The sequence below is a fragment of the Pseudomonas sp. genome (assembly GCF_030150285.1).
In the GTDB taxonomy this organism is placed as follows: Bacteria; Pseudomonadota; Gammaproteobacteria; order Pseudomonadales; family Pseudomonadaceae; genus Aquipseudomonas.
Genome location: NZ_JASLGE010000071.1, coordinates 1 through 22,680 on the forward strand (window position 1 = coordinate 1; position 22,680 = coordinate 22,680).

At 56.2% G+C, this 22,680-nt stretch carries 21 protein-coding genes and 1 riboswitch; of the genes, 12 read left to right on the forward strand and 9 right to left on the reverse strand.

What is annotated here, in order from left to right:
* Positions 1–510: 510 nt before the first annotated feature.
* The 4 genes from Q1W15_RS16015 to purM all read right to left on the reverse strand — a co-directional run bounded on the left by Q1W15_RS16015 (position 511) and on the right by purM (position 3,438).
* Complete coding sequence (locus Q1W15_RS16015; protein ID WP_300730165.1) at positions 511–693, reverse strand: hypothetical protein; 183 nt, start codon at positions 691–693, stop codon at positions 511–513.
* A 314-nt stretch (positions 694–1,007) separates the two neighbouring features.
* Entirely contained in the window at positions 1,008–1,721 is a 714-nt protein-coding gene (locus Q1W15_RS16020; protein WP_300730166.1) for a DUF3108 domain-containing protein, read from the reverse strand.
* Between the two features lie 8 nt (positions 1,722–1,729).
* A complete protein-coding gene (gene purN, locus Q1W15_RS16025; RefSeq protein ID WP_300730167.1) occupies positions 1,730–2,380 on the reverse strand; it encodes a phosphoribosylglycinamide formyltransferase in 651 nt (216 codons plus the stop codon).
* On the reverse strand, positions 2,380–3,438 hold the full coding sequence (purM, locus tag Q1W15_RS16030) for a phosphoribosylformylglycinamidine cyclo-ligase (protein WP_300730168.1): 1,059 nt from the start codon (positions 3,436–3,438) through the stop codon (positions 2,380–2,382). The genes purN and purM overlap by 1 nt, the downstream gene beginning before the upstream one ends.
* Positions 3,439–3,820: 382 nt before the next feature.
* Here purM and Q1W15_RS16035 point away from each other — a divergent pair, with 382 nt between their 5' ends.
* A complete protein-coding gene (locus tag Q1W15_RS16035; RefSeq protein WP_300730169.1) occupies positions 3,821–4,846 on the forward strand; it encodes a DUF2066 domain-containing protein in 1,026 nt (341 codons plus the stop codon).
* Positions 4,847–4,879: 33 nt separating this feature from the next.
* Entirely contained in the window at positions 4,880–5,953 is a 1,074-nt protein-coding gene (locus Q1W15_RS16040) for an AI-2E family transporter (protein ID WP_300730170.1), read from the forward strand.
* Positions 5,954–5,998: 45 nt separating this feature from the next.
* Here the strand turns inward: Q1W15_RS16040 and Q1W15_RS16045 are convergent, their stop codons facing one another.
* A complete protein-coding gene (locus Q1W15_RS16045) occupies positions 5,999–8,758 on the reverse strand; it encodes a polysaccharide lyase family 8 super-sandwich domain-containing protein (protein ID WP_300730171.1) in 2,760 nt (919 codons plus the stop codon).
* A gap of 276 nt (positions 8,759–9,034) precedes the next feature.
* On the opposite strand from Q1W15_RS16045, the gene hda reads away from it, so the two are divergent.
* The 4 genes from hda (at position 9,035) to Q1W15_RS16065 (ending at position 12,675) form a co-directional block, all read left to right on the forward strand.
* Positions 9,035–9,739, forward strand: coding sequence for a DnaA regulatory inactivator Hda (gene hda / locus Q1W15_RS16050; RefSeq protein WP_300730172.1), 705 nt, complete (start codon positions 9,035–9,037; stop codon positions 9,737–9,739).
* Positions 9,740–9,950: 211 nt separating this feature from the next.
* Positions 9,951–10,574 carry an NlpC/P60 family protein gene (locus tag Q1W15_RS16055; protein WP_300730173.1) on the forward strand — a complete coding sequence of 208 codons (624 nt, stop codon included), beginning with the start codon at positions 9,951–9,953 and terminating at the stop codon, positions 10,572–10,574.
* Between the two features lie 144 nt (positions 10,575–10,718).
* A complete protein-coding gene (locus tag Q1W15_RS16060) occupies positions 10,719–11,255 on the forward strand; it encodes a C40 family peptidase (protein WP_300730174.1) in 537 nt (178 codons plus the stop codon).
* A 271-nt stretch (positions 11,256–11,526) separates the two neighbouring features.
* The gene (locus tag Q1W15_RS16065) at positions 11,527–12,675 is read left to right on the forward strand and encodes an acyl-CoA dehydrogenase family protein (RefSeq protein WP_300730175.1); all 1,149 of its coding nucleotides are present in this window, start codon (positions 11,527–11,529) and stop codon (positions 12,673–12,675) included.
* Here the strand turns inward: Q1W15_RS16065 and Q1W15_RS16070 are convergent.
* From Q1W15_RS16070 to Q1W15_RS16085, 4 genes are all read right to left on the reverse strand, one after another.
* Positions 12,668–13,522 (reverse strand): LysR family transcriptional regulator, encoded by an 855-nt coding sequence (locus Q1W15_RS16070; protein WP_300730176.1) that lies wholly within the window; start codon positions 13,520–13,522, stop codon positions 12,668–12,670. The two genes, Q1W15_RS16065 and Q1W15_RS16070, sit on opposite strands and share 8 nt — an antisense overlap.
* A 128-nt stretch (positions 13,523–13,650) precedes the next feature.
* On the reverse strand, positions 13,651–14,538 hold the full coding sequence (locus Q1W15_RS16075) for a DMT family transporter (protein ID WP_300730177.1): 888 nt from the start codon (positions 14,536–14,538) through the stop codon (positions 13,651–13,653).
* Positions 14,535–14,933, reverse strand: a complete 399-nt coding sequence (locus Q1W15_RS16080) for a hypothetical protein (protein ID WP_300730178.1) — start codon at positions 14,931–14,933, stop codon at positions 14,535–14,537. The genes Q1W15_RS16075 and Q1W15_RS16080 overlap by 4 nt, the downstream gene beginning before the upstream one ends.
* Positions 14,926–16,260 (reverse strand): aminotransferase class III-fold pyridoxal phosphate-dependent enzyme, encoded by a 1,335-nt coding sequence (locus Q1W15_RS16085; protein WP_300730179.1) that lies wholly within the window; start codon positions 16,258–16,260, stop codon positions 14,926–14,928. The genes Q1W15_RS16080 and Q1W15_RS16085 overlap by 8 nt, the downstream gene beginning before the upstream one ends.
* Positions 16,261–16,414: 154 nt before the next feature.
* A riboswitch (cobalamin riboswitch) is annotated at positions 16,415–16,657 on the forward strand.
* 80 nt (positions 16,658–16,737) lie between these two features.
* On the opposite strand from Q1W15_RS16085, the gene cobO reads away from it, so the two are divergent.
* From cobO to Q1W15_RS16115, 6 genes are read left to right on the forward strand one after another with little or no spacing between them, the layout of a single operon-like run.
* Positions 16,738–17,349, forward strand: a complete 612-nt coding sequence (cobO, locus tag Q1W15_RS16090) for a cob(I)yrinic acid a,c-diamide adenosyltransferase (protein WP_300730180.1) — start codon at positions 16,738–16,740, stop codon at positions 17,347–17,349.
* A gap of 10 nt (positions 17,350–17,359) precedes the next feature.
* A complete protein-coding gene (locus Q1W15_RS16095; RefSeq protein ID WP_300730181.1) occupies positions 17,360–18,673 on the forward strand; it encodes a cobyrinate a,c-diamide synthase in 1,314 nt (437 codons plus the stop codon).
* The gene (gene bluB / locus Q1W15_RS16100; RefSeq protein WP_300730182.1) at positions 18,670–19,320 is read left to right on the forward strand and encodes a 5,6-dimethylbenzimidazole synthase; all 651 of its coding nucleotides are present in this window, start codon (positions 18,670–18,672) and stop codon (positions 19,318–19,320) included. Before Q1W15_RS16095 ends, bluB begins: the two co-directional genes overlap by 4 nt.
* Positions 19,317–20,225, forward strand: a complete 909-nt coding sequence (gene cbiB, locus Q1W15_RS16105; RefSeq protein WP_300730183.1) for an adenosylcobinamide-phosphate synthase CbiB — start codon at positions 19,317–19,319, stop codon at positions 20,223–20,225. Before bluB ends, cbiB begins: the two co-directional genes overlap by 4 nt.
* Positions 20,218–21,210 carry a threonine-phosphate decarboxylase CobD gene (gene cobD, locus Q1W15_RS16110; RefSeq protein ID WP_300730184.1) on the forward strand — a complete coding sequence of 331 codons (993 nt, stop codon included), beginning with the start codon at positions 20,218–20,220 and terminating at the stop codon, positions 21,208–21,210. Before cbiB ends, cobD begins: the two co-directional genes overlap by 8 nt.
* Entirely contained in the window at positions 21,207–22,658 is a 1,452-nt protein-coding gene (locus Q1W15_RS16115; RefSeq protein ID WP_300730185.1) for a cobyric acid synthase, read from the forward strand. Before cobD ends, Q1W15_RS16115 begins: the two co-directional genes overlap by 4 nt.
* Positions 22,659–22,680 lie beyond the last annotated feature (22 nt).

Consider the following 22,680-nt stretch of genomic DNA (forward strand, 5'->3'; position numbering starts at 1 on the left):
CCCAGAAAGCGATCAACTGTTTGACGTCTACTTCTGCCATCACTTTTTGCGAACTATCGACGTGAACAAGCCAGATTACGGTTCATAATGTGTCCACTATGTCCCCGCACATGTGTCAACCATGTGTCCGGTCTGTACAAAAGCGCAAAGTGGCCAAACGCTCATGCCCCTACCACTCGGTGCCTCGCTGGGGCTCGGCATGCCCTCACACAGGCATTGCTCCGTGGGCCCGCCGCGATCGGCCCTCCCTGGCCGTGTCGCGGCTAACCCGGCGTCCTGCCGGGTTACCCACTGCGCAAAACCTGCGTTCGGCCAGCGTGGTTTAAGGGGGCCCTTGGATCAAAAACCAGATCAAAAGATCACGAGCAAGCTCGTTCCTACAAACTCTGCCCCGTGCCATGCGTAGGAGCAGCCCGTCGACGCTCGATTGCTCGCGATCTTTTGATCCAAATGACATAAACAAACCCCGCTTCGGCGGGGTTTGTGTTTTCAAGAGGGTGGTCTCAGGGTTCAGGCCTGGCGATTTTGCGCTTCCAGCTTTTCCAACTCGGCTTTGTAGTCCTGCGCGTCACTTTCGCGGTGGAACATGCCCACCAACACGTCTTGTTGATGAACATCCCAGAGGTGCACCCCATGGGCAACGAGCTGGTGGAACATACGTGAATCGTCGCGTTCAGTTACTTTGATAGTCATCTGCTTGCTCCAAATTCTGATGGGCCTGCGGCAAGACGTCGCAGGCCTTCTTTATAGAATCTGTTAGCTTCCTAAGTAAATACCCTGTCGGCGTGGTGTCATGTTTGTGAAAAAGCCTGAAACGCTGCAGCCCTGTAACGGCGTGGTGTTTACGGTTTCTTCCAATAGTTTTATGACAAAAGTTTCATGAAAGCAGGCTCCAGCAGTCGCTGCTGAGGTGTGAAGACAGTGACAACAGGGCATTCACACGAGCCAAAAAAACCTCGCCGAAGCGAGGTTTTCTTGGAGCTTGCTGCTTAAGGCTTGCCGCTGAATCAACTGCCTTTAACAGTTTTGCCACTCACCGTGCCATCCAGCAACACGATGTTGTATTCCTTGCCGTCTTTTTCGACCTGGCGCAGTTTGACCAGCAATGAACTCCAGTCCTTGGCGAACCACATTTGTGTGATGCGCTTGTTCTGTGTCGGGTCGCGTACACGTTCAACCTTGATGGCGTCGATCTTGCCAGCCTTGGTCTCTACGTTCTCCGGGCCGATGACGCGGAAGTCGTAGGTGTCGATCTTGTCATCGTCCACCACCTGATAGCTCATGCTCTTTTTGCCCGCCGCCACATCACGTTGCAACGCGAGTTGGTAGGTGGACTTGTCGAGCATGCCGCTCAGCAGCGGGAGTTTGACCGGGTCACCCTGGTCGGTACCGGTGACCATTTTGGCCGACCAGTCGAAGTCCAGATCGATACTTTTCTTTTTGCCCAGACCACCCCGTTCAAAGTGGTAAGTCAGCGGGATCAGCGCGTCCTTTTCAACCTTGAGGGTGCTTTCTTCGTTCAGGCTGGCCACCAGCATCGAAGCCTTGAAGTTCAGGGTCCAGGTGCCGTTGGCGTCTCGGGTCAGGCTGCGTTCGGCAGAGCCGCTCATCGGCAACTGCTTCCAGTCTGCGGTGTAGCTGGCGTTGAAAGGCTGAAGATCGGCCGCTTGCACTGCTGGAATGGCCAGCAGGCTGAGGGCGAGGAGCAGGGCACGACGCATAATGTCTCCTAGGTTCGTATCAAGTGGCCGCTGGCCGCAAGTAATTGACCGTCTAATAATGCGCCACGTTCGTCAAGTGACAAGCGACCTTCGGCAAACCAGCGCACTGCAAGCGGGTAAATCTGGTGTTCTTGAGCGTGAACCCGTTGTGCCAGAGTGGAGGCCGTGTCGTCACGCGCTACCGATAACATGGCTTGTACGACCAGAGGCCCGCCATCAAGTTCCTCGGTGACGAAGTGCACGCTACAGCCGTGCTCGTGATCGCCGGCTTCCAGCGCCCGCTGATGCGTGTGCAAACCTTTGTATTTAGGCAGAAGCGAGGGGTGGATGTTGAGCAGGCGGCCTTGATAGTGACGCACGAAATCGGCGCTGAGGATACGCATGAACCCGGCGAGAACCACCAATTGCGGCTTGAAGGTGTCGATCACGTCGATCAGTGCCGCATCGAAGGCCGTGCGGCCCTCGAAGGCGGTGTGATCCAGTACGCGGGTGTCGATACCCGCGTCTTTGGCGCGTTGCAGGCCGTAGGCATCGGCGCGGTTGGAAATCACCGCGCGGATTCTGGCCGGGCTTGCCTGGACGTCATCGCTGTCGATCAAGGCCTGCAAGTTGCTGCCTGTACCAGACAGCAGTACCACTACATCACAGGTATCGGGCATTAGTGCGCCTTGAGGTTTTGCAGCTCAACTTGCGCAGCACCTTCGGCGGCTGTTGCGATCTGGCCGATCACCCACGGTTGCTCGCCGGCTTCACGCAGCACGTTCAGTGCGGTTTCAACGTCGGCCTGGGCCACACAGATCACCATGCCAACGCCGCAGTTCAGCACGCGGTGCATTTCGGTTTCAGCGACGTTGCCTTTTTCCTGCAGCCAGTCGAAGACGGCCGGGCGCTGCCAGCTGGCCACGTCAACCACGGCTTGTGCGCCTTTGGGCAGCACGCGCGGGATGTTGTCCAGCAGGCCACCCCCGGTGATGTGGGCCATGGCTTTGACGACGCCGGTGTCCTTGATCAGCTTGAGCAGCGGCTTGACGTAGATGCGGGTCGGGGCCATCAGCAGATCGGTCAGTGGTTGGCCGTCGAGCTGGATGTTTTCGATGTCGGCACCGGACACTTCGATGATTTTACGGATCAGCGAGTAACCGTTGGAGTGCGGGCCCGAAGACGGCAGCGCGAGCAGGGCGTCACCGGCAGCCACTTTGGAACCGTCGATGATTTCAGATTTTTCGACAACGCCGACGCAGAAACCGGCCAGGTCGTAGTCTTCGCCTTCGTACATGCCCGGCATTTCAGCGGTTTCGCCGCCTACCAGCGAGCAGCCCGACAGTTCGCAGCCAGCGCCGATACCGGTGACCACCTGGGTGGCGGTTTCAACGTTGAGCTTGCCGGTGGCGTAGTAGTCAAGGAAGAACAGCGGTTCTGCGCCGCACACGATCAGGTCGTTAACGCACATGGCCACCAGGTCGATGCCGATGCTGTCGTGTTTGTTCAGGTTCAGTGCCAAACGCAGTTTGGTACCCACGCCGTCAGTGCCGGAAACCAGCACAGGCTGTTTGTAGCCGGCCGGAATTTCGCAGAGGGCGCCAAAACCGCCGAGGCCGCCCATCACTTCCGGGCGTGCAGTGCGCTTGGCCACGCTCTTGATGCGTTCGACCAATGCTTCACCGGCGTCGATGTCTACACCGGCGTCTTTGTAGCTCAGGGATGGTTGCTTGCTCATAATCCAGGCCTTTAGGGGGGATTCGGGGGTATCGACCGATCTCAGGGGGCTCGTTAAGAAGTGCTCATCGATGCAATCAGAGCCTTTTCAGGAGGCCCGGCTGTTGCCGGTCTGCGAAGGCGCGCGATTTTATCAGGCTTGAGGGGCAGCGGCCATCCTCGGGCCGACGGGCAGGGTTATATCGAGTGAAAAAAACCTTTTTTAGTCGTGCTGGCTGCTACGCGCGGGTCTGTATAAGGTATAGCGCTTCACTTTTGATTTTTTATGACTGTATGAAAACTTCGCAGAAGGTCTGAATGATTTGGCCACGGCCCTGTCAGAAGCTTTATCGAGTGTTCTTGTATGGCCTTTTAATACTGCCTTTTGTCACCGGGAATTCTTCATGCGTTTCTATCAATGTGTTGCAGTGGGCTGTTTGTCATTGTTCAGTCTTGCCAGTCATGCCCAGGTGTTGACCGACCTTTATCAAGTCCGAGAACCCGTTACCAGCCAATCGCCAGAAGAGCGTTCTCAGGCCACGCAAAAAGCCTTGGAGACGCTGGTGCTGCGCCTTACCGGTGATGCCAAGGCGATTCAGAGCCCGGCATTGGAAGCCATTCGCAAAGACCCGCAGCAAATAATCAGCCAATACGGTTATGACGCCGGCCCCCCTGAGGCTTTGCGTGTCGACTTCGATGCGGTGAGCACCGACCGGGCTTTGCGTCAGGCTGGGCTATCGTTGTGGGGCAGTAACCGGCCAGCGCTGCTGGGCTGGTGGTTGAGCGATTCGGTTGAGGGCTCAAGCCTGGTGGGTGATGGTCAGTCGGCGGCTGAACCCTTGCGAAGGGCTGCTCAGCATCGCGGCTTGCCGTTGCGTTTGCCGTTGGCGGACCTGGGTGAGCAACTGGTGGGCACTGCCGAAAACCTTGAGGGTGCAGACCCGGCACCTTTGAAGGAGGCTTCTGAACGTTACGGTGCGGATGGGCTGCTGGCGGTCCACGCCCGCGAAGGTGACGGTCAATGGCAAGCGCAATGGCGTTTGTGGCAAGGCGATCAGCAAGAGCAAGGCCGTGTACAGGCGGCAGATCAAGCTGCCTTGGCCGATGCGGTGATGCTCGCGGTCAGTGAGCGCCTGGCCCCGCGTTATGCGGTCAAGCCCGGCGTATCCTCAGACCAGTTGCTCGAAGTGCAGGGCATGACGCTGGAACGTTATGCGCAGTTGGGGCATTTGCTGGATCCGTTTGGCGGCCAGCTTAAAAGCGTCAGTGGTGATCGAATTGTCTACCAGGTGAACGGTAGCGCCGAGCAACTGCGTTCTCAGTTGGGGCTGGCCCAGTTGCATGAAGTGCCTGCCGATTCGGTGCCCGTTGCACAGGTCGATGGGCAGGCGAGTGCATCACCCGGCGTGCAGTTGCGGTTTAGCTGGTAGGTTGCTTCTTCTCTCTATAAAGGATGGCTGACTATGACGGACTCACGGCGATGGGTGTGGTGGGGGGTAGCCCTGGCGCTGGGCCTCTTTATTTATGTGTTGCGTCCGATCCTCACGCCGTTTCTGGTCGCGATCTTGTTGGCCTATATGTTCGACCCTGTCGTTGGGCGTTTGGAACGTTTCGGCCTGTCCAGAACCTGGGGCACGGTCACGGTGTTTGCGTTATTCACCGTGATTGTGGTGGCCCTGATACTGGTGCTGGTGCCGCTGCTGGCCAAGCAATTGATGAAGCTCTATGAACTCGCGCCGTTGATTCTGGACTGGTTGCAGCACACCGCCATGCCCTGGGCGCAGGCCAAGTTAGGCTTGAGTGACGGTTTCTGGAAGTTCGACAAGATCAAGGCCGCGATCACCGCGCACATGGGTCAGACCACCGATATCGTCGGTGTGGTGCTGTCCCAGGCCACGGCTTCGAGCTTGGCGCTGATTGGCTTTCTGGCCAACCTGGTGCTGATTCCGGTGGTGGCGTTCTACCTGCTGCGTGACTGGGATGTCTTGCTGGCCAAGCTTCGCGGTTTACTGCCCCGTGATCGTGAACCGCAGATTGTGTCGTTGGTCAAGGAGTGTCACGACGTGCTCGGTGCGTTTGTTCGCGGGCAACTGTTGGTGATGCTGGCGCTGGGAGTGATCTACTCGGCTGGTCTGATGCTGTTGGGTCTGGAACTGGGGCTGTTGATTGGCTTGATGGCGGGGCTGGCGGCCATCGTGCCTTATATGGGTTTTGTCGTGGGGATTGGCGCAGCACTGATCGCAGGGCTATTCCAGTTCAGTGGTGACTTGTACCCGATGCTGGGCATCGTGGCGGTGTTTATGGTCGGGCAGGCGTTGGAAGGTATGGTGCTCACACCGCTGCTGGTGGGGGACCGGATCGGCCTGCACCCGGTTGCGGTCATCTTTGCGATCCTGGCCGGCGGTGAGCTGTTTGGCTTTACCGGCGTATTGCTGGCGTTGCCGGTGGCGGCCGTGATCATGGTGCTGGTGCGCCATGTGCACGATTTGTATAAAGAATCGCAAGTTTACAAGCGCGAAGAAGACCCGCAACTGTAGCCCCTGGTCATGGCTGACGAGGGGCCTTGGCGGGAGGCAGCGAGGTTATGCCAGTGATTGAAGGTGCGTGACACTTTTACCGGCGTCGTCTCCCGTGGGTAAGGTGATCGTGATTGTCGCCAGCAAAGGGGATGAACCCTCTTTACTGGCGCTGGACGCCACAATGAACCTGGCTTCGGCAAGGGCTTGAGTGGGGTCCGCGCAGGTTATGACGAGATGGGCACCTTTCTTTTCACAAATAAACGACACGGTGTCCAGCGGGGTGACGGACAGTGTGCTGGTGAGTGAAACGGTCAGCGGCACTTCACCGTTAAAGACGGCGCCGATCGCTCGGGGCGGGGTTTGGGTGACCGCGGCATGGCCATAGCGATTGATGATGACGTAGTGCGCATCGCTGAGGCTGGACAGTGGCCCTATTTCATAGTGATAGCGGGCTTCTTGAGTGCAAGGGTGTGTGATCCACACTGAAAACACGGGGGCTTTTATAAGGTCCGTGCTGCCAAAGGTATTAATGTCTCTCCAGCGGCCAGTTTGCTCAGTGATTTGCAAAGTGACGGGTTCAATGTCAAAGAATCTGTAATAAAGACCGTCATGCTCTATTTGAGCAATCGATGATGAGCTGAGTGTGTAAGGCAAGGTGGCGGTGTGCGAGGTTCCATCGCGTAACTTGACCGTGACCGTTCCATTTAGCAGGCACTGATTGACTTGAGTTGTAACGGGGGCTGAGGCGGCTGCGGTATCAATATTCGAACCGATGAATACAGCGCGTTCGGGTAAGGCGATGATGCTTTTTTGCGCATGGCTGATATTGCCTTTTGTCAGCGTCATGCTGTTAATGCCGCAGCGTCCATCACTGGCCCCGCCGGCATAAGCGTGGCTGCCCCAAGCGCCGACGCCCCAGTTGATCAGCGGAAACTTAAAGTCCGGGTTCTGCTCGACGGTGGTTCCAGGGAGTTTTTGCCAGTCCCACACGGGTTGTATGTCGCGATACTCATTGCCATGTCGATAGATGAAGCAGGAGCCGTTGCCGACATAGTAGCCCTTCAAGTTTCCACCGTTGCCACTTTCGCACCCCACTGTCCTGTTGGAAATGCACTTGGCAAAGAGCCCGAATTCAGAAGTGAAGTGAGTCATATAGTCATTGACCCAGAAGGCGCGGTTACCGATGTAAAACGAGTTTTGTGCTTCATCGCCGTTGGCGCGTTTTATCAGTTCTGCTAAGGCATCCGGGTAAAGCGGTCCACTCTTCAACAGTTGTTTGGCCCAGCTTGCAAGGGATGAGATGTTTTTCAGCCCTTCACTGATGGATCGGCCGCGTGTGTGCATATCAAAGGTATAGGCGTAGCCCATCCAGCCCATGCCCTCAATGATGAACTGCTCCAGCGAACGTAGCGCCGGTGATGAGAGTGAAAAGATTCCGCTGGACACTGAAAGGCTTTCGAATATGCGGCCCAGTAATTCAGTGCCGTAGGCGCTGGCATAGAGTTGCGAATATTGCCCGTCACCTGGGTTGTGCTGGCTATAGGAATTGTCGAGGCTGATGCCTTCTCCGTTCTCCTTGCCATGGCGCTCCACCGGGAAGCACAAGGTCGACAGCATCTGGTAAGCAGCGTAGGTGCTTTGCAGGGCAAATGTGGACCCTTGGGTCTTCCAGTCAGCAAGGCTCCAGATCAACTGTATATAGCAATAGTCGGCCAGGTTGGCACCTGTTTCAGGGGCGTCTGCGTGGGTGGTTTTTTTGATGTAATCAAAGAATACCTTCAGGCTGTCATTGCGCATCAGGGTCGACAGTAAAAGTGCGGCAATCGATGCTTTTTTACCGAGGCCAATATGCCGGTCCCACCAGTTGATAGGGTCGTAATCTTGCTGGCCATAAAAATTCAGGGCATCTACTGCGCATAGGCTAAAGCGTTCGGGCGTAGCGTCTTGGTATCGGGCAATGTAATCGGCCATGGCCTTGACTCTATCAATGTGTAAATAGAGTGGTGCCGGGTCGATGTCCTGTTTGCCTTCAGGCGGGTAGTCGATGTCGTTGAAACGACCATTTTGGCAAGCTAGAACCCATTGTTCGATGTCCGCATGCTCGGGCGGTATGGCGCTGTGCTTAGCAATCAACTGAGCGTGCACCGTTTCGGCACTGTGTTTAATGTGCTCAGGCAGTATGTGCTGCAACGTGACCGTCAACCCCGACAGGGCGGGCAGCCAGAGCACATTCCGGTATCCGCTGTATTGAGGTGTGATCTGGCGGGTTTCCTGGTTTTTTTCACCTGCGCGCAACAAGGGGCTATTGGCATTGATGTAGCGACTCAGAAAGTAGGGCCAGTTGTACCGCGAGGATTCGACGGGCGTGGGGTTAAAAGTCAAAGTCTCTATAACCTTTGCGCTGGAGGGGTCCATCACCTGTAGGGTTATTGACGCGCCCGGCAGCAGGTTGCCCGAGGATTCAATCAGGCCTGAATTTAGCCAGTTCTTCAAATGGCAGGCGGTGGTGAATACCCGTACATTCAGAAAACTGGCATACCACAGTGCATTGAGGTAACCGCTGTAATGGGTTTTGAAACGCTCACCCTCTTTTTCACCGGCGCGGATGATGGCTGAGGTTTGGTTGAGGGTGTCAGAGAAGAACTTCGGCCAAGTGTATTGGCTTTGCTCGGCTGTGGTGGGGGCATAGTCAACCCGGCTCAAAACACGGCCATTGTCATTATCGATAGCGTATGCACAGATGACCTCCCCTGGCAGTGCGTCTCGATCCGAAATGATGTTGGCACCTTTCATCTCAGCCCATACATCCAACTGCTTGTTCATGGCGACCTCAACTGTGTCAGAGTGATCAGGGGATCCACTGAGTTTACGCAGAGGGGCAGGTCATCAAATACTGATAGAAATGACAGTCCGGATCAGTGGCAGGGCCGTTCAGGGAGCAGGGGCGGGTATTTCTTAAATCTGATAAAACTCAAAGGGATAACGCAAACCTTTGATTTTTCTCATGGTCTGTTACATTGTGCGCCCGGCAACACGGGTATAGACTTTGAACACTTTATACAGAGGCCACTAACGGTTCATTTGAACTGTTCAGTCAGCATGAAACCGATTCAGCTGCCCCTAGGTGTGCGTCTGCGTGATGACGCTACCTTTATTAACTACTACCCAGGCGCTAATGCCGCTGCACTCGGCTATGTTGAGCGTCTGTGCGAAGCCGACGCCGGGTGGACCGAAAGCCTGATCTACCTGTGGGGCAAGCACGGAGTAGGTCGCACGCATTTGTTGCAGGCGGCGTGTTTGCGGTTTGAGCAAATGGGTGAGCCCGCGGTGTATTTGCCGCTGGCCGAGTTGCTGGATCGGGGCATTGAAATCCTCGATAACCTTGAGCAGTACGAACTGGTGTGCCTGGATGACCTTCAGGTGGTTGCTGGCCGGGCTGACTGGGAAGAGGCGCTGTTTCACCTGTTCAACCGCTTGCGCGACAGCGGGCGTCGTTTGCTGATTGCCGCCTCGGCATCCCCCCGTGAATTACCGATCAAGTTGGCAGACCTTAAGTCTCGCCTGACCCTGGCGCTGATTTTTCAGATGCGCCCGCTCTCTGATGAAGACAAATTACGGGCCTTGCAGCTTCGCGCTTCGCGTCGTGGCTTGCACCTCACCGACGAAGTGGGGCATTTCATTCTCACCCGCGGTACGCGCAGCATGAGTGCGCTGTTCGAATTGCTGGAGCGTCTTGATCAGGCATCACTGCAGGCGCAACGCAAGCTGACCATCCCGTTCTTGAAAGAAACCCTCGGCTGGTAAAGCCACCCTCTACTCCGTTGAGTGACAAGGCACAGGCGTCAGAAAGCCTGCGCTTCAGCGTGGTCGCGTGCACAAATCTTATCGTCAGGGGTATAAACCCTTAGATGTCCCGTGGAAACGTCTGAGTCACATTGGTATCGATTGATTTTGCAAATGAGGATCATAGATGGCATAGTCGCGTCTACTTTTCCTACAAGCCACGGTCGTGCCCATGCTAAAGCGCTTCGCACCCCTCGTGCCTCTCGCACTCGTCACCCTGTTATTTGGCTGCGCTGCACACACGCCAGTGTCCCAGCAAGTGGTCGAACAACAGGTTCAACGTTCATCGTCGTCCCAAACTTCTGCTCTTTACCAAGAAGAACTGGCGACTGAAAAAGAACTGGCGCAATTTTCCGCAAACAGCAAGCCTTATGAACTGCCAGCACTGGCTGACAGCATTCTTGAGCGCGGTATGTCCTTGATCGGTACCCGTTACCGTTTTGGCGGCACCTCGGAAGCAGGCTTCGATTGCAGCGGTTTTATCGGTTACCTGTTCCGCGAAGAGGCCGGGCTGCAATTACCGCGCTCAACGCGTGAAATGATCAACGTAAAAGCACCGTTGGTCGCACGAAATAACCTCAAACCCGGTGACTTGCTGTTCTTCAGCACCAACGGCCGCGGCCGAGTCAGCCATGCCGGTATTTACCTGGGCGATGACCAGTTTATTCACTCCAGCAGCCGCCGCAGCGGTGGTGTGCGTATCGACAGCCTGGGTGATAGCTACTGGAACAAAACCTTCATGGAAGCCAAACGCGCACTCGCCATGGCCCCCAGCAGCGTTATTGCTCGACAGTAAAGTTAAAGTCTTACTTGAAGTTTAGCTCCTAAGGGCTAGAATTTAGTCGCATTGTTAAATTCCTGAAGCCGCGAAGCTAACCCCTGTCGCGGCTTTGGGTTTCGCGGCTAAGAAGCCGTATCCAGAATCAGGAACATTCTGTTTATGTCGACCCTAGCCCGCGTAGCTCTCCTGTCCTTGGCCGCTCTACTGAGTGCCTGCGCCAATCGCACCCCGCCAGCCCCTGTGGTCGTTCAAAAAGCCGTGTTCTCCACGCCCGATGAAGCGTCGCCGGTTGCGTCGGATGTGCTGTTCCGTGCCTTGGGTTTGGTGGGTACGCCTTACCGTTGGGGCGGCAATACACCGGATTCGGGTTTTGACTGCAGCGGCCTGATCAAGTACGTCTACCACGATATGGCAGGCATCTCGCTGCCGCGCACGACCCGCGAGATGATCGTGATGCCGGCGCAGACAGTCGGTCAGGACAAGCTACAAACGGGTGATTTGCTGTTCTTCGCCACCAATGGCGGCTCTCAAGTCAGCCATGCGGGCATCTATGTCGGTGAGGGCCGTTTTGTCCACGCACCGGCCACGGGTGGTACGGTCAAACTGGACAGCCTGGGCAAAGCTTATTGGCAAAAAGCCTATTTGAACGCCAAGCGCGTATTGCCCACTGAGCAACACCTGGCGCGCATTCCTTAAAAGTCAAAAGCGACGCTCACCGCCCTTCAGGTGAGCGTCGATTAGAGCTAAAGGCTTACCTCCCCGACCCAGCCTTACCTGGCTGTCGACATCATCAGCAACTATAAAACCCCTCGCAGAGTCTGACTTTTATCGCCCTCAGCCAATCCAGCTGGCAAAGCCATGTCAGCGCGTATTGGCTTTTGTTATTCGTGGATTATCAAAACTCGTTTGGCAGAACCTGTGTTTGAAGTCCATAACCTTTCCAGGCCCATAATTAGGAAGGTCGGCGATGTTTCATTCAGGCCGTGGCGGGGTGATTGATAAGTCTGTTTTCAGAGCGGTGGGGCGGTCCGTTTCAGAGCGCGCATTGTTCAATGACTGTGAGGGGGTATTAGATCAGGTCAGTTGGCAAGCGATGGCCGAACTGGGCATCTGGAAAATTCCTGTGGATCGCCGGTATGGCGGCTTGGGGGGAACGTGGGTTGAGTGCGTGGAATGTTTGGAAGAGGTGGCAAGAGAGTGCGAGGACTTGGGTTTTTTGATCACAAGCCTTGGTCATATCGGTTCGTTACGTCTCCTTTGTGATTATGGCAACCCGGAGCAAATACAGCGCTGGGTACCTCGGTTGATGAAGGGGGAAATTGCAGTGACAGCAATGACGGAGTCTTCAGGGGGTTCTGATTTGTCGAAAATGCAAATGGTTGCAATCAGATCGGCAGACGGTTACAGATTGGATGGCCATAAAAAACATATCACCAATGCCCCTATTGCAACAATGGGTATGCTGGCTGGGCGAATGCCTGCTTTAGGATTTAAAAAAGATATTACGTTGTTCTTTATTGATCTGGATGTGCCGGGTGTTTGCATTGGGCCGACGGAGCATAACTTAGGATTACGAACGAGCCCCACGGCGGATATAGAAATTGAAAACTTCAGTATCGTGGAAGGAAATATTATGGGGGCTCCTGGTGATGGGTTAAAAATTTTATATGAGATCATTTCATTTGAACGGGCTTTGTATGGCGTCATCGCGGCCGGTCTTGTCGAGTGCATGACTCGATCCGCGATGGAGCGAGTTCTTTCTCGGCACGCATTTGGCCATATGATCGGTTCGTATCAATATGTTCAGGGGCGATTGACGGAAATGAAAATGTCTTCGGTGATCTGCAGAAGTCTGACTTATGAGTCGCTGAGGCTTCTGGAGGGGAAAAGCCCTGAAGCTTCCTTGGTTTGTTCCTCAACTAAATATCAGGCGGCTGAAAGATTGGTGGTGTCGGCCGATAGCCTAATGCAGATCTACGGTCATCTGGGTTATTCGGATCCGATGATAGGGAAGTATGTCCGTGATGCAGCGGGTATGAAAATCGCGGGTGGGACAAATGACATACAACGGATCAATATTTTTAATCAGATGCTAAAAAATAACGCCGTTACATAAAAACTGTTTGCTTGTCGCAGGCTTCCAATATTTTGCTGGCGAGCTGTTTGGTATACGCATTGGCGTGCGTCGGAAGTTTTATAAATAAGTGGGTGTCAGGCAAGCGGGGCAGGTGTTCATCGGTGACAATGCAGCAGCCGTTAGGGATTGCATGGGAAGGCATTACGCCGATACCTATATTTGCACTAATAAAGGTGTTGAGTGTTACGAATTCTGCTGCTGAGCAAACAACGATGGATGGTCGAGCGTGATCGTTGAGCGTTTTTTGCGCAAGCAAGCGGACAAAGCTGCCTTCAGGTGGGAGCACGAGCGCAAGGCAGTTTTTTTGATAAATATCTGATCCGCTGGCAGCTACCCAGCTTAGCGGCGAAGCCGCTAATTTAACGCCATCGGTTAGTTCTGTTTGAAGAATAAAGGCTATATCCAACAAATGTTGCTCAATTAAATTACAAGAATGGGTTGATGAGTGGCTTGAAAAAACGCACGGTTTTTTCGAGTGTAATGTACTTTTGATTATGGTTTTTAGCAGTGTGGAGTTAGGGTATTCAGGTAGGCCAATTTTGTACTCGTATAGCACGCTGTCAAAACTGAGTGTATTGATTAGGTCGTCATTAAGTGTGAGTATTTTTAGTGCGTACTCATAAACTTTTAGACCTGCTGGTGTTAGCCGGATCTCCTTGCCTCGTTCGAGTAATTTGGTATTGGTGATGTTCTCAAGTTTTTTGATTTGTAGACTGATGGCCGACTGGGTGCGGAAAAGTTTTTCCGCCGCTTTGGTAAAGCCTTTAGCATTGCTGACAAAAACTAGCGCTCTCAATAGGTCGATGTCGATATTGGTGAGTTTCATGGTTATTGTTTATGTTGAAGGGGGGATAGGCGCAGTTTTAATTCGTGTAGTTACTCTTGTCTGTAAGGATATTCTTTCTTGCGTGTAAGATTTAACCGTTTTTATTGGTGCTATTTCATTTTGCGTGGCTAGTTTTTGATTCTTAAAGAACTTACAAGTATTGCTGATAATACGATAGCCATCCCTGTGAGTTCAGTAAGTGTCAAGGTTTCACCCAGTAGAGCCCATGAGAGTGCTGCGGCAATAATGGGTTGCAATAGCAACACTATTGAGCTGAACGATGCCGACAACCCCTTCATAGAGAGGGTGACCAACAACTGGCCGAACACCTGTCCGCACAGAACTAATGCCAAAAGTAAGGTCCATGTGCTCAAGCTCAATGGTAACGGAGTACCCGAGAAAATGAACGCAGGAAGTAGCACCAAGCTGCATCCCAGGGTGATGTAGAGCATTATGACGGATGCTGGACAATTGTAGGCTCGGACCTTTTTTATGGTAACGATATACGCCGCATAAAAAAAAGCGGCCAGTAGCGCCAATACCTCTCCCCAGTAGTCGCGGCTGACGGTTTTGTCCATTGCGCAAAGAACATACATTCCGCCCATTGCCAGTAGCAGGCAACCTATTTCCCATGATTTAGGTTTTTCGATAATACCCGCCATTCCCATGAGAACAACGAAGAAGGGCGCGCAATTGGTTAGCAGTGTTGCAATCGCCACATCGGTACGCCGGATGGCAAAATGCATAACAGTCAAGTCAGCAGAAAAGAATAAAACGGCCAGCAGGATCAGCCAGACGAAGCACTTGTCTTTGGGGTGTAGTGCTAAATTGTCCCTATTTAAAACGCACATTAATACCATGCATGGTATTGCTAGAAACACCCGATAAAAAGCAGATACTTCGGCGTCAAAGGGCAACGCCTTGACGATTACGGGAGCGATTCCCAATAAAGACGCTCCGGCCACCAGTAGCAAGATAAGTACGTTTTTTGTCAGGCTTGCATGATTCTGTTTCATGCCGGTTTTCGAGCCTCTTTACTGCATGTGTGCTGCGCGAATATTTCTCGATCAACGATGGCTCTGGTGTGCGTCCCTGATAAAATGATCTCTAACCCGTCAGTGGCTTCGACATCAAAGAGGATGCGTTTGGCTGTTGCGCTTTTTACGGTGGCGCGGATTTTAACGGTGAATCCGACCGGTGTAGGTGCCAGGTGTTGGCTGTTATGAGCAATGCCGACGGTCATTTTAGAGGCGTTAAACAATCCCTCTACGGCTTTCATTGAGGCCAGTTCTGCGAGCCAGAGCAGTATGGGTGTTGCTAGAACAGGAATATCATTTTTCCAGTAAGTGGCCAAGTCGGCAGGTTTAACCGTATGCACAATAAGCCCGATTTTTCCGATAGTGTCAGGCATACACTGACTCCTTTCTCAGGAACTCGGGAGCGCTATACAGGACATCGCTTAACAGTGAGAGCATCTCATTGAAAATGATGGGAGGCGTATTAAGGGGTGGGGCGAAAATCAGGGCGTCACCGTGTGCGTGAGAAGCAAACCCGCTGGCCGGGTAGAGGTTCAGTCCTTTAGAGATCGCATGTTCGATGAGCTTGTCGGCGACAGATAAGTTTTTCGAAAATGTGTTTTTCTCTACGTTGTCTTTAACTATTTCTATGCCCCAGAACATTCCCTTACCGCGTATATCACCGATCAAGGAAGAGGTCGCCATACAGCGGCGCAAATGTGACTCGATAGTCGATCCACGTTCTGCGGATAATGCCACTAACTCTTCGGCCTCAATCATATCCAGCACGGCGTTTGCCACTGCGGCACCCACGGGGTGATTGGAGTGAGTGTGGCCATAGGAAAATATTCCTGAACCCAGTTCGATCGCTTCTTTAATAGGTTCGCAAACGAGGATGCCGGATATTGGGAAGTAGCCTGCATTCAAGCCTTTTCCTAAAATACAGATGTCCGCCTTGATGTGTCCGTGCTCACTCGCCAGCCATTTGCCGGTTCTGCCTATTGCTGTGAGTACTTCATCTGCGATGAGCAGGATGTTGTGTCGAGTGCATATGTCTCTGATTTTTTCGAGATAACCAGCGGGTGGAACAATCGCTGCACCCGAAGCACCCGTTATGGGTTCAATCAACAGCGCGGCAATATCGTCGCTTCCTACGTTACTCAGTTCAGTTTCCAAAGCATTGGCGCAGGCGAGTTGGCACGTTTTAGGGGTTCTCCCGTAAGGGCAGCGATAGCAGTAAGGCGTAGGGACAGTAGGGCGTTCTGCTGGGTTACTAATGCCTCTGCGCCTGGGCCAGTGACCGGAGAGTGACAGGGTTGCCTTGGTGGAGCCGTGATAACTGATGGTTCTGCTCAGGATGTGTTTTTTCTTGGGTAGCCCCTTCTCGTCCCAATATTGAATCGCGACGCGGCATGCGGCCTCTACAGCTTCAGACCCGCTATTGACAAAAAAAGCACCGGAATAACTGAGTTTGCTGCACAGTCTTTCTGCCAACTGCTCCGCCGGGATGTTCACAAACTGTGTGCGATAGGCCGCGCTCATTCGGTGCGCTTGTTCCAGCATTTTGCCTATGACGTACTCGTGACCGTAGCCCAGCGAGCAAGCGATTGCGCCGGAACTGGCGTCGAGTATTCTTTTGTTGTCATCGGTATAAATAACGCTGCCCTTGCTACTGTGGGCAGTCGGTGGCATGCGGCTGAGGTTGGGCTTGATCAGGTGCATGGGATAGCCTGTTTTTATTCATTACCCAAGAGTATTCATGCCTATTGCGACTCGTAAAATGAGTTTTCCTTGTAGGCACATTGCGGGCACTCATGGTTTTTTGATGCATCCTCCTCGACGGGCTTTAATTGACGCTCCATCCCCAACCCTCTAACCTTCGCGGCTTGTTTCAGGTGCTCTGTAACGTATTGTTGGCAGAGTGAAACAGGGAAGCCGGTGAGGGCGTGTTGAAGACACGACCGCTACGATCCCGGCGCTGCCCCCGCAACGGTAAATAAGTCAACGTCGCGCTGAATGCCACTGTGTCCATGACATGGGAAGGTACGCGTCAGGTGCTGCCCTTTTAGGTCGGTGCCGCTTATGAGCCCGGAGACCGGCCTGAACCAGCCAGCACCCTCGCGGCGGGCGATGCGGTGTGACTGCCTTGAATGTCCCCCGCCCCCCGTTTGCTTTATTCAGCCCCAACGGAGAGCTGCCATGAATGAATCCCCCGAACGCGACGAACGTCACCAGGCGCGCATGCTGCGCAAAAAAGCCATCATGGACGAACGCATTGCCAGTGCCCCCAATGAGTGCGGGCTGTTGTTGGTGTTGACCGGCAATGGCAAAGGTAAAAGCAGTTCGGCGTTTGGCATGCTGGCCCGCGCAATGGGCCACGGCATGCAATGCGGCGTGGTGCAATTTATCAAAGGGCGTAACAGCACGGGCGAAGAGCTGTTCTTCCGCCGTTTTCCCGAGCAGGTCCGCTTTCATGTGATGGGCGAGGGCTTTACCTGGGAAACCCAGGACCGCCAGCGTGATATCGCCGCGGCTGAAGCGGCATGGCAGGTGTCCCGTGAGATGCTGCGTGACCCTTCTATCGGGCTGGTGGTGCTGGATGAGCTGAATATCGCGCTCAAGCACGGCTACCTCGACCTTGAGCAAGTGCTCACCGACCTGCAGGCTCGTCCTGCCATGCAGCATGTGCTCGTTACCGGGCGCGGAGCCAAACCTGAACTGATTGACCTGGCCGATACCGTGACGGAAATGGGCGTGGTCAAGCATGCCTTCCAGGCCGGGATCAAAGCCCAGATAGGCATCGAATTGTGAGTGTTCAAGCATGAGAGAGTCGCGTCATTGCCCGGCGGTATTGATCGCCGCACCGGCCTCCGGTCAGGGCAAGACCACCGTCACCGCTGCCCTGGCCCGATTGCACCGCAATCAGGGCCGCAAGGTGCGGGTGTTTAAATGCGGTCCGGATTTTCTGGACCCCATGATCCTGGAGCGCGCCAGTGGTGCGCCCGTGTATCAAGTAGATTTGTGGATGGTGGGCGCGGATGAAAGCCGTCGTCTGCTGTGGGAAGCGGCCGGCGAAGCGGACCTGATCCTGATCGAAGGTGTGATGGGGCTGTTTGATGGCACGCCATCCAGCGCCGATTTGGCCCGCCACTTCGGTGTGCCGGTGCTGGGTGTGATTGACGGCACCGCCATGGCGCAAACCTTTGGCGCACTGGCCCTGGGGCTGGCGCGCTATCAGCCCGATCTGCCCTTTGCCGGCGTGCTGGCCAACCGGGTTGGCACGGTGCGGCACGCGCAATTGCTCGAAGGTAGCCTGACCGAAGGCTTGCGCTGGTACGGCGCGCTCTCCCGCGAGACGGGTATCGAATTGCCGAGCCGGCACCTGGGGCTGGTGCAAGCCAGCGAGCTTAACGACCTGGATGTGCGCCTGGATGCGGCCGCACAAGCCCTGGCCAGCACCTGTGAAGTCGCGTTGCCGCCAGCCGTAGCGTTTGCGGCCCCTGAGCCGGTCGAGGTTGAGCCCTTGCTGGCGGGGGTACGCATTGCCGTGGCCCGCGATGAAGCCTTCGCGTTCACCTACGGCGCGAGCCTGGCTCTGTTGCGTGATATGGGGGCCGAGCTGCGGTTCTTTTCGCCGATTCGCGATGCGCAGATGCCCGAGGCCGACAGTCTGTACTTACCGGGCGGCTACCCGGAACTGCATCACCTTGAGTTGTCACGCAATAACTCGATGCTGGCTTCGATCCGTGCGCATCACGCGGCAGGCAAGCCGCTGCTGGCCGAGTGCGGCGGCATGTTGTACCTGCTTGATACCTTGACCGATGTGGACGGTCAGCGTGCCGAGCTGGTGGGGTTGCTGGCAGGTGAAGCGACTATGCAAAAGCGCCTGGCTGCACTGGCATTGCAGGCCGTAGACCTGCCTGAGGGGTTGCTGCGCGGTCACACCTACCATCATTCGCTGACCCGCACTGAACTTCAGCCGATTGCGCGGGGTGTGAGCCCTAATGGCGGGCGCGGTGCCGAAGCGGTGTACCGCGACGGGCGGATGACCGCGTCTTATGTGCACTTTTACTTTCCGTCCAACCCCCAGGCCATTGCGGCATTGTTCGCACCGTGTGCTGTGAAGGTGCCATGAACCACAACGCGTTCAGCCCTGAAGATAGGGCGGCAGTTTACCGGGCCATTGCCGAGCGCCGCGACATGCGCCATTTCAGTGGTGGCACGGTGGCCCCTGAATTGCTGTCGCGCCTGCTTGAAGCCGCGCATCAGGCTCCCAGTGTGGGGTTGATGCAGCCGTGGCGGTTTATTCGCATTACCGACCGGGCCTTGCGCGGGCAGATTCAAGGGCTGGTGGAAGAAGAGCGGGTGCGCACCGCCGATGCGTTGGGCGAGCGTTCCGATCAATTCATGACCCTCAAAGTCGAAGGCATCAACGACTGCGCCGAAGTGCTGGTGGCGGCGCTGATGGACGACCGCGAAAAGCATATCTTTGGTCGCCGCACCTTGCCGGAAATGGACATGGCCTCGTTGTCGTGTGCCATCCAGAACCTGTGGCTGGCCGCCCGCGTCGAGGGGCTGGGTATGGGTTGGGTGTCATTGTTCGAGCCGCAGGCGCTGGCGGATCTGCTGGGGTTGCCTGCCGGGGCCAAACCTTTGGCGGTGCTGTGCCTGGGCCCGGTCGATGCGTTTTATCCGGCACCGATGCTGGTGCTCGAAGGGTGGGCTCAGGCGCGTCCGCTGAATGAATTGGTTTACGAAAATTATTGGGGAGTGCGTCCATGAGTGTGGCCTTGCTGTGCGTCGCCGGGGTGGCGCTTGATGCGCTGTTCGGTGAGCCCAAGCGCTGGCATCCGCTGGTTGCGTTCGGCCGTATGGCTGATCGTATCGAGCAACGTTTCAATTCCGGCGGCCGCGGCTGGCGCAGCCACGGGGTCACGGCCTGGGTGTTGGCCGTCATCCCGCTGACCCTTCTGGCCACGGCCCTGTCGTGGTTGCCTTATATTGGCTGGTGGGTGGACATTCTGGCGCTGTATTGCGCGCTGGGCATGCGCAGCCTGGGCGAACACGTGCAGCCAGTTGCGCAAGCCTTGCGCGCCAATGACCTGGATGAGGCCCGTACCCGAGTCGGGTATTTGGTGAGCCGCCAGACCAGCGAGCTGGACGCCACCGAAGTGGCGCGTGCGGCCACGGAATCTGTGCTGGAAAACGGCAGTGACGCGGTGTTTGCGGCGCTGTTCTGGTTTGCAGTGGCGGGCGCACCGGGGGTGGTGCTCTATCGTTTGAGCAATACCCTGGATGCCATGTGGGGCTATCGCAATGAGCGTTTCGAGCGCTTTGGCTGGGCCGCCGCCCGCATCGACGATGTACTTAACTATATTCCTGCCCGCCTGGTCGCGTTGACCTACGCCGTACTGGGTAAAACCCGGCTTGCCATGCGCTGCTGGCGTCAGCAGGCCCCGCAATGGGACAGCCCTAATGCGGGGCCGGTCATGGCCGCTGGTGCCGGTGCGCTGGGTGTGGAGTTGGGGGGCGCGGCGATTTACCACGGCCAATTGCATGAGCGTCCGACATTGGGCGAAGGCGTGCCGGCCGATGCCGACTCAATTGATCGGGGTTGGGAGTTGGTGCGGCGTGGTGTGTGGCTGTGGTTATTGATCCTGTGCGTGGGGGGTGAGTTTTATGCTTGAACACGGCGGACGCTTGCGTCAGGCGGCTGCGCATTACGGTATTGCCCAAGCGCAGTGGCTGGACTTGTCCACGGGCCTTGCGCCCTGGCCCTTTGCAATTGCTGCGGTGCCCGAGCGGGCCTGGGCGCGCTTGCCCGAGGCCGATGACGGCCTGGAGCAGGCAGCCAGCGGCTATTACGGGGCTCCGAGTGTGCTGGCGGTGCCTGGCTCGCAGTGTGCGATCCAGTTGCTCCCGCGTTTACGGCGTCAGGGCAAGGTAGGCGTGCTGTCGCCGTGTTACGCCGAGCACGCCGAGGCATGGCGGCGCAGTGGCCATATCGTGCGTGAAATGCTCGATCAGGAAATCGATTTCTATCTCGACTCGCTGGATGTGCTGGTGGTGGTCAACCCCAATAATCCCACGGGTTTGAAGCTGACACCCGAGCGCCTGCTGGAGTGGCATGCTCGACTGGCACAGCGCGGAGGCTGGCTGGTGGTGGACGAAGCCTTTATGGACAACACCCCTGAGCAGAGCCTGGCCGCCCAAAGCCAGCGTACCGGGCTGATTGTGCTGCGCTCCTTCGGTAAATTTTTTGGCCTGGCGGGCGTGCGTCTGGGTTTTGTACTGTCTGAGCCCAAGCTGCTCAGGTTGCTGGCCGAACAAGTCGGACCCTGGGCGGTCAGCGGGCCGACCCGGGTGGTGGGCCAGGCGTGCCTGCTCGACACACACGCTCACGCCCGCCAGCGTGAGCGCAGTGACCTGGCCAGCGCACGGCTGGAGCGCTTGCTGCATCAGCATGGCTTGGCCCCTCAGGGCGGTTGCGCGTTGTTCCAATGGCTCATCACGCCCCAGGCCGAGCGGCTTTACGAATTTATGGCGCAGCGCGCGATTCTGCTGCGCCTGTTTACCCACAACAGCAGCGTGCGGTTCGGCTTGCCCGCCGACGAAGCCGACTGGCAGCGGCTTGAAAGCGCGTTGCTGGCCTTTACCCAGGAAATTTCATGAGCACATTGATGGTGCAGGGCACCACGTCCGATGCCGGTAAGAGCACGCTGGTGACGGCGCTGTGCCGCTGGCTGCTTCGCGAAGGCGTGTCGGTGGTGCCCTTCAAACCGCAGAACATGGCGCTTAACAGTGCGGTGACGGCGCAAGGCGGCGAGATTGGTCGTGCCCAGGCCGTGCAGGCCCAGGCGGCCGGGCTACAGCCTCATACCGACATGAACCCGGTGTTGCTTAAACCCAACAGCGATACGGGCGCGCAGGTAATCATTCATGGGCGGGCGGTCACCACCATGAACGCGGTGGCGTACCACGATTACAAGGCCATCGCCCTGCAGGCCGTGCTGGCGTCGCATCAACGTTTGAGTGCCGCGTACCCGGTGGTGGTGGTCGAAGGGGCGGGCTCGCCCGCCGAGATCAACCTGCGCGCCGGGGATATTGCCAACATGGGCTTTGCCGAAGCGGTGGATTGCCCGGTGGTGCTGATTGCCGACATCAATCGCGGCGGTGTCTTCGCGCATTTGGTGGGCACCCTGGAATTGCTCTCCGAGACAGAGCAAGCGCGGGTCAAGGGCTTTATCATCAACCGTTTTCGCGGTGACATTGCCTTGCTGCAACCGGGGCTCGACTGGCTGGAAAAACGCACCGGCAAGCCGGTGATCGGCGTTCTGCCTTATGTGATGGACTTGCACCTTGAAGCCGAGGACGGCCTTGATCAACGGCAGACCGAGAAGGCCGACCAGGTGCTCAGCGTGGTGGTGCCGGTGCTGCCGCGCATCAGCAACCATACCGACTTCGACCCGTTGCGCCTGCACCCGCAGGTGGCCTTGCAGTTCGTAGGGCCGGGCCAGCCCATTCCGCCGTCTGACCTGATTATTTTGCCGGGCTCCAAAAGTGTGCGCAGCGACCTGGCCTACTTGCGCGCCAACGGCTGGGACACGGCCATCAGCCGTCACCTGCGTTACGGTGGCAAAGTGCTGGGTATTTGTGGCGGTTTGCAAATGCTGGGCGAACAGGTCCATGACCCGCTGGGGCTTGAAGGAGCGCCGGGTTCCAGTGACGGTTTGGGTCTGCTGGCGTTCAGCACTCAATTGGAAGCCGAGAAGCAGTTGCGCAATGTGCGGGGGCATTTAAGCCTCGAAAACGCCGAAGTCAGTGGCTATGAAATCCACGCTGGCGTGACCACAGGCGCGGCGCTTGAGCGGGCGGCCGTGCACTTGGACGATGGCCGCTGTGACGGTGCGCAGAGTGCTGACGGGCAAATACTGGGCACCTACCTGCACGGGCTGTTCGAGTCCCCGGCGGCGTGCAGTGCCTTATTGCGCTGGGCCGGGTTGCAGGATGTGCAAGCGGTGGACTATCACGCCCTGCGCGAGCGCGATATCGAGCGTTTGGCGGACCTGGTGGAGAACCACCTGGACACCGACCTGCTTCGGCAACTGTGCAGGATCTAAATCTGTAGGCGCGAGCGTGCTC

Coding starts and splice junctions, on each gene's coding strand:
- Q1W15_RS16015 (WP_300730165.1), bottom strand. CDS start 693: ATGACTATCAAAGTAACTGAACGCGACGATTCACGTATGTTCCACCAG.
- Q1W15_RS16020 (WP_300730166.1), bottom strand. CDS start 1,721: ATGCGTCGTGCCCTGCTCCTCGCCCTCAGCCTGCTGGCCATTCCAGCA.
- purN (WP_300730167.1), bottom strand. CDS start 2,380: ATGCCCGATACCTGTGATGTAGTGGTACTGCTGTCTGGTACAGGCAGC.
- purM (WP_300730168.1), bottom strand. CDS start 3,438: ATGAGCAAGCAACCATCCCTGAGCTACAAAGACGCCGGTGTAGACATC.
- Q1W15_RS16035 (WP_300730169.1), top strand. CDS start 3,821: ATGCGTTTCTATCAATGTGTTGCAGTGGGCTGTTTGTCATTGTTCAGT.
- Q1W15_RS16040 (WP_300730170.1), top strand. CDS start 4,880: ATGACGGACTCACGGCGATGGGTGTGGTGGGGGGTAGCCCTGGCGCTG.
- Q1W15_RS16045 (WP_300730171.1), bottom strand. CDS start 8,758: ATGAACAAGCAGTTGGATGTATGGGCTGAGATGAAAGGTGCCAACATC.
- hda (WP_300730172.1), top strand. CDS start 9,035: ATGAAACCGATTCAGCTGCCCCTAGGTGTGCGTCTGCGTGATGACGCT.
- Q1W15_RS16055 (WP_300730173.1), top strand. CDS start 9,951: ATGCTAAAGCGCTTCGCACCCCTCGTGCCTCTCGCACTCGTCACCCTG.
- Q1W15_RS16060 (WP_300730174.1), top strand. CDS start 10,719: ATGTCGACCCTAGCCCGCGTAGCTCTCCTGTCCTTGGCCGCTCTACTG.
- Q1W15_RS16065 (WP_300730175.1), top strand. CDS start 11,527: ATGTTTCATTCAGGCCGTGGCGGGGTGATTGATAAGTCTGTTTTCAGA.
- Q1W15_RS16070 (WP_300730176.1), bottom strand. CDS start 13,522: ATGAAACTCACCAATATCGACATCGACCTATTGAGAGCGCTAGTTTTT.
- Q1W15_RS16075 (WP_300730177.1), bottom strand. CDS start 14,538: ATGAAACAGAATCATGCAAGCCTGACAAAAAACGTACTTATCTTGCTA.
- Q1W15_RS16080 (WP_300730178.1), bottom strand. CDS start 14,933: ATGCCTGACACTATCGGAAAAATCGGGCTTATTGTGCATACGGTTAAA.
- Q1W15_RS16085 (WP_300730179.1), bottom strand. CDS start 16,260: ATGCACCTGATCAAGCCCAACCTCAGCCGCATGCCACCGACTGCCCAC.
- cobO (WP_300730180.1), top strand. CDS start 16,738: ATGAATGAATCCCCCGAACGCGACGAACGTCACCAGGCGCGCATGCTG.
- Q1W15_RS16095 (WP_300730181.1), top strand. CDS start 17,360: ATGAGAGAGTCGCGTCATTGCCCGGCGGTATTGATCGCCGCACCGGCC.
- bluB (WP_300730182.1), top strand. CDS start 18,670: ATGAACCACAACGCGTTCAGCCCTGAAGATAGGGCGGCAGTTTACCGG.
- cbiB (WP_300730183.1), top strand. CDS start 19,317: ATGAGTGTGGCCTTGCTGTGCGTCGCCGGGGTGGCGCTTGATGCGCTG.
- cobD (WP_300730184.1), top strand. CDS start 20,218: ATGCTTGAACACGGCGGACGCTTGCGTCAGGCGGCTGCGCATTACGGT.
- Q1W15_RS16115 (WP_300730185.1), top strand. CDS start 21,207: ATGAGCACATTGATGGTGCAGGGCACCACGTCCGATGCCGGTAAGAGC.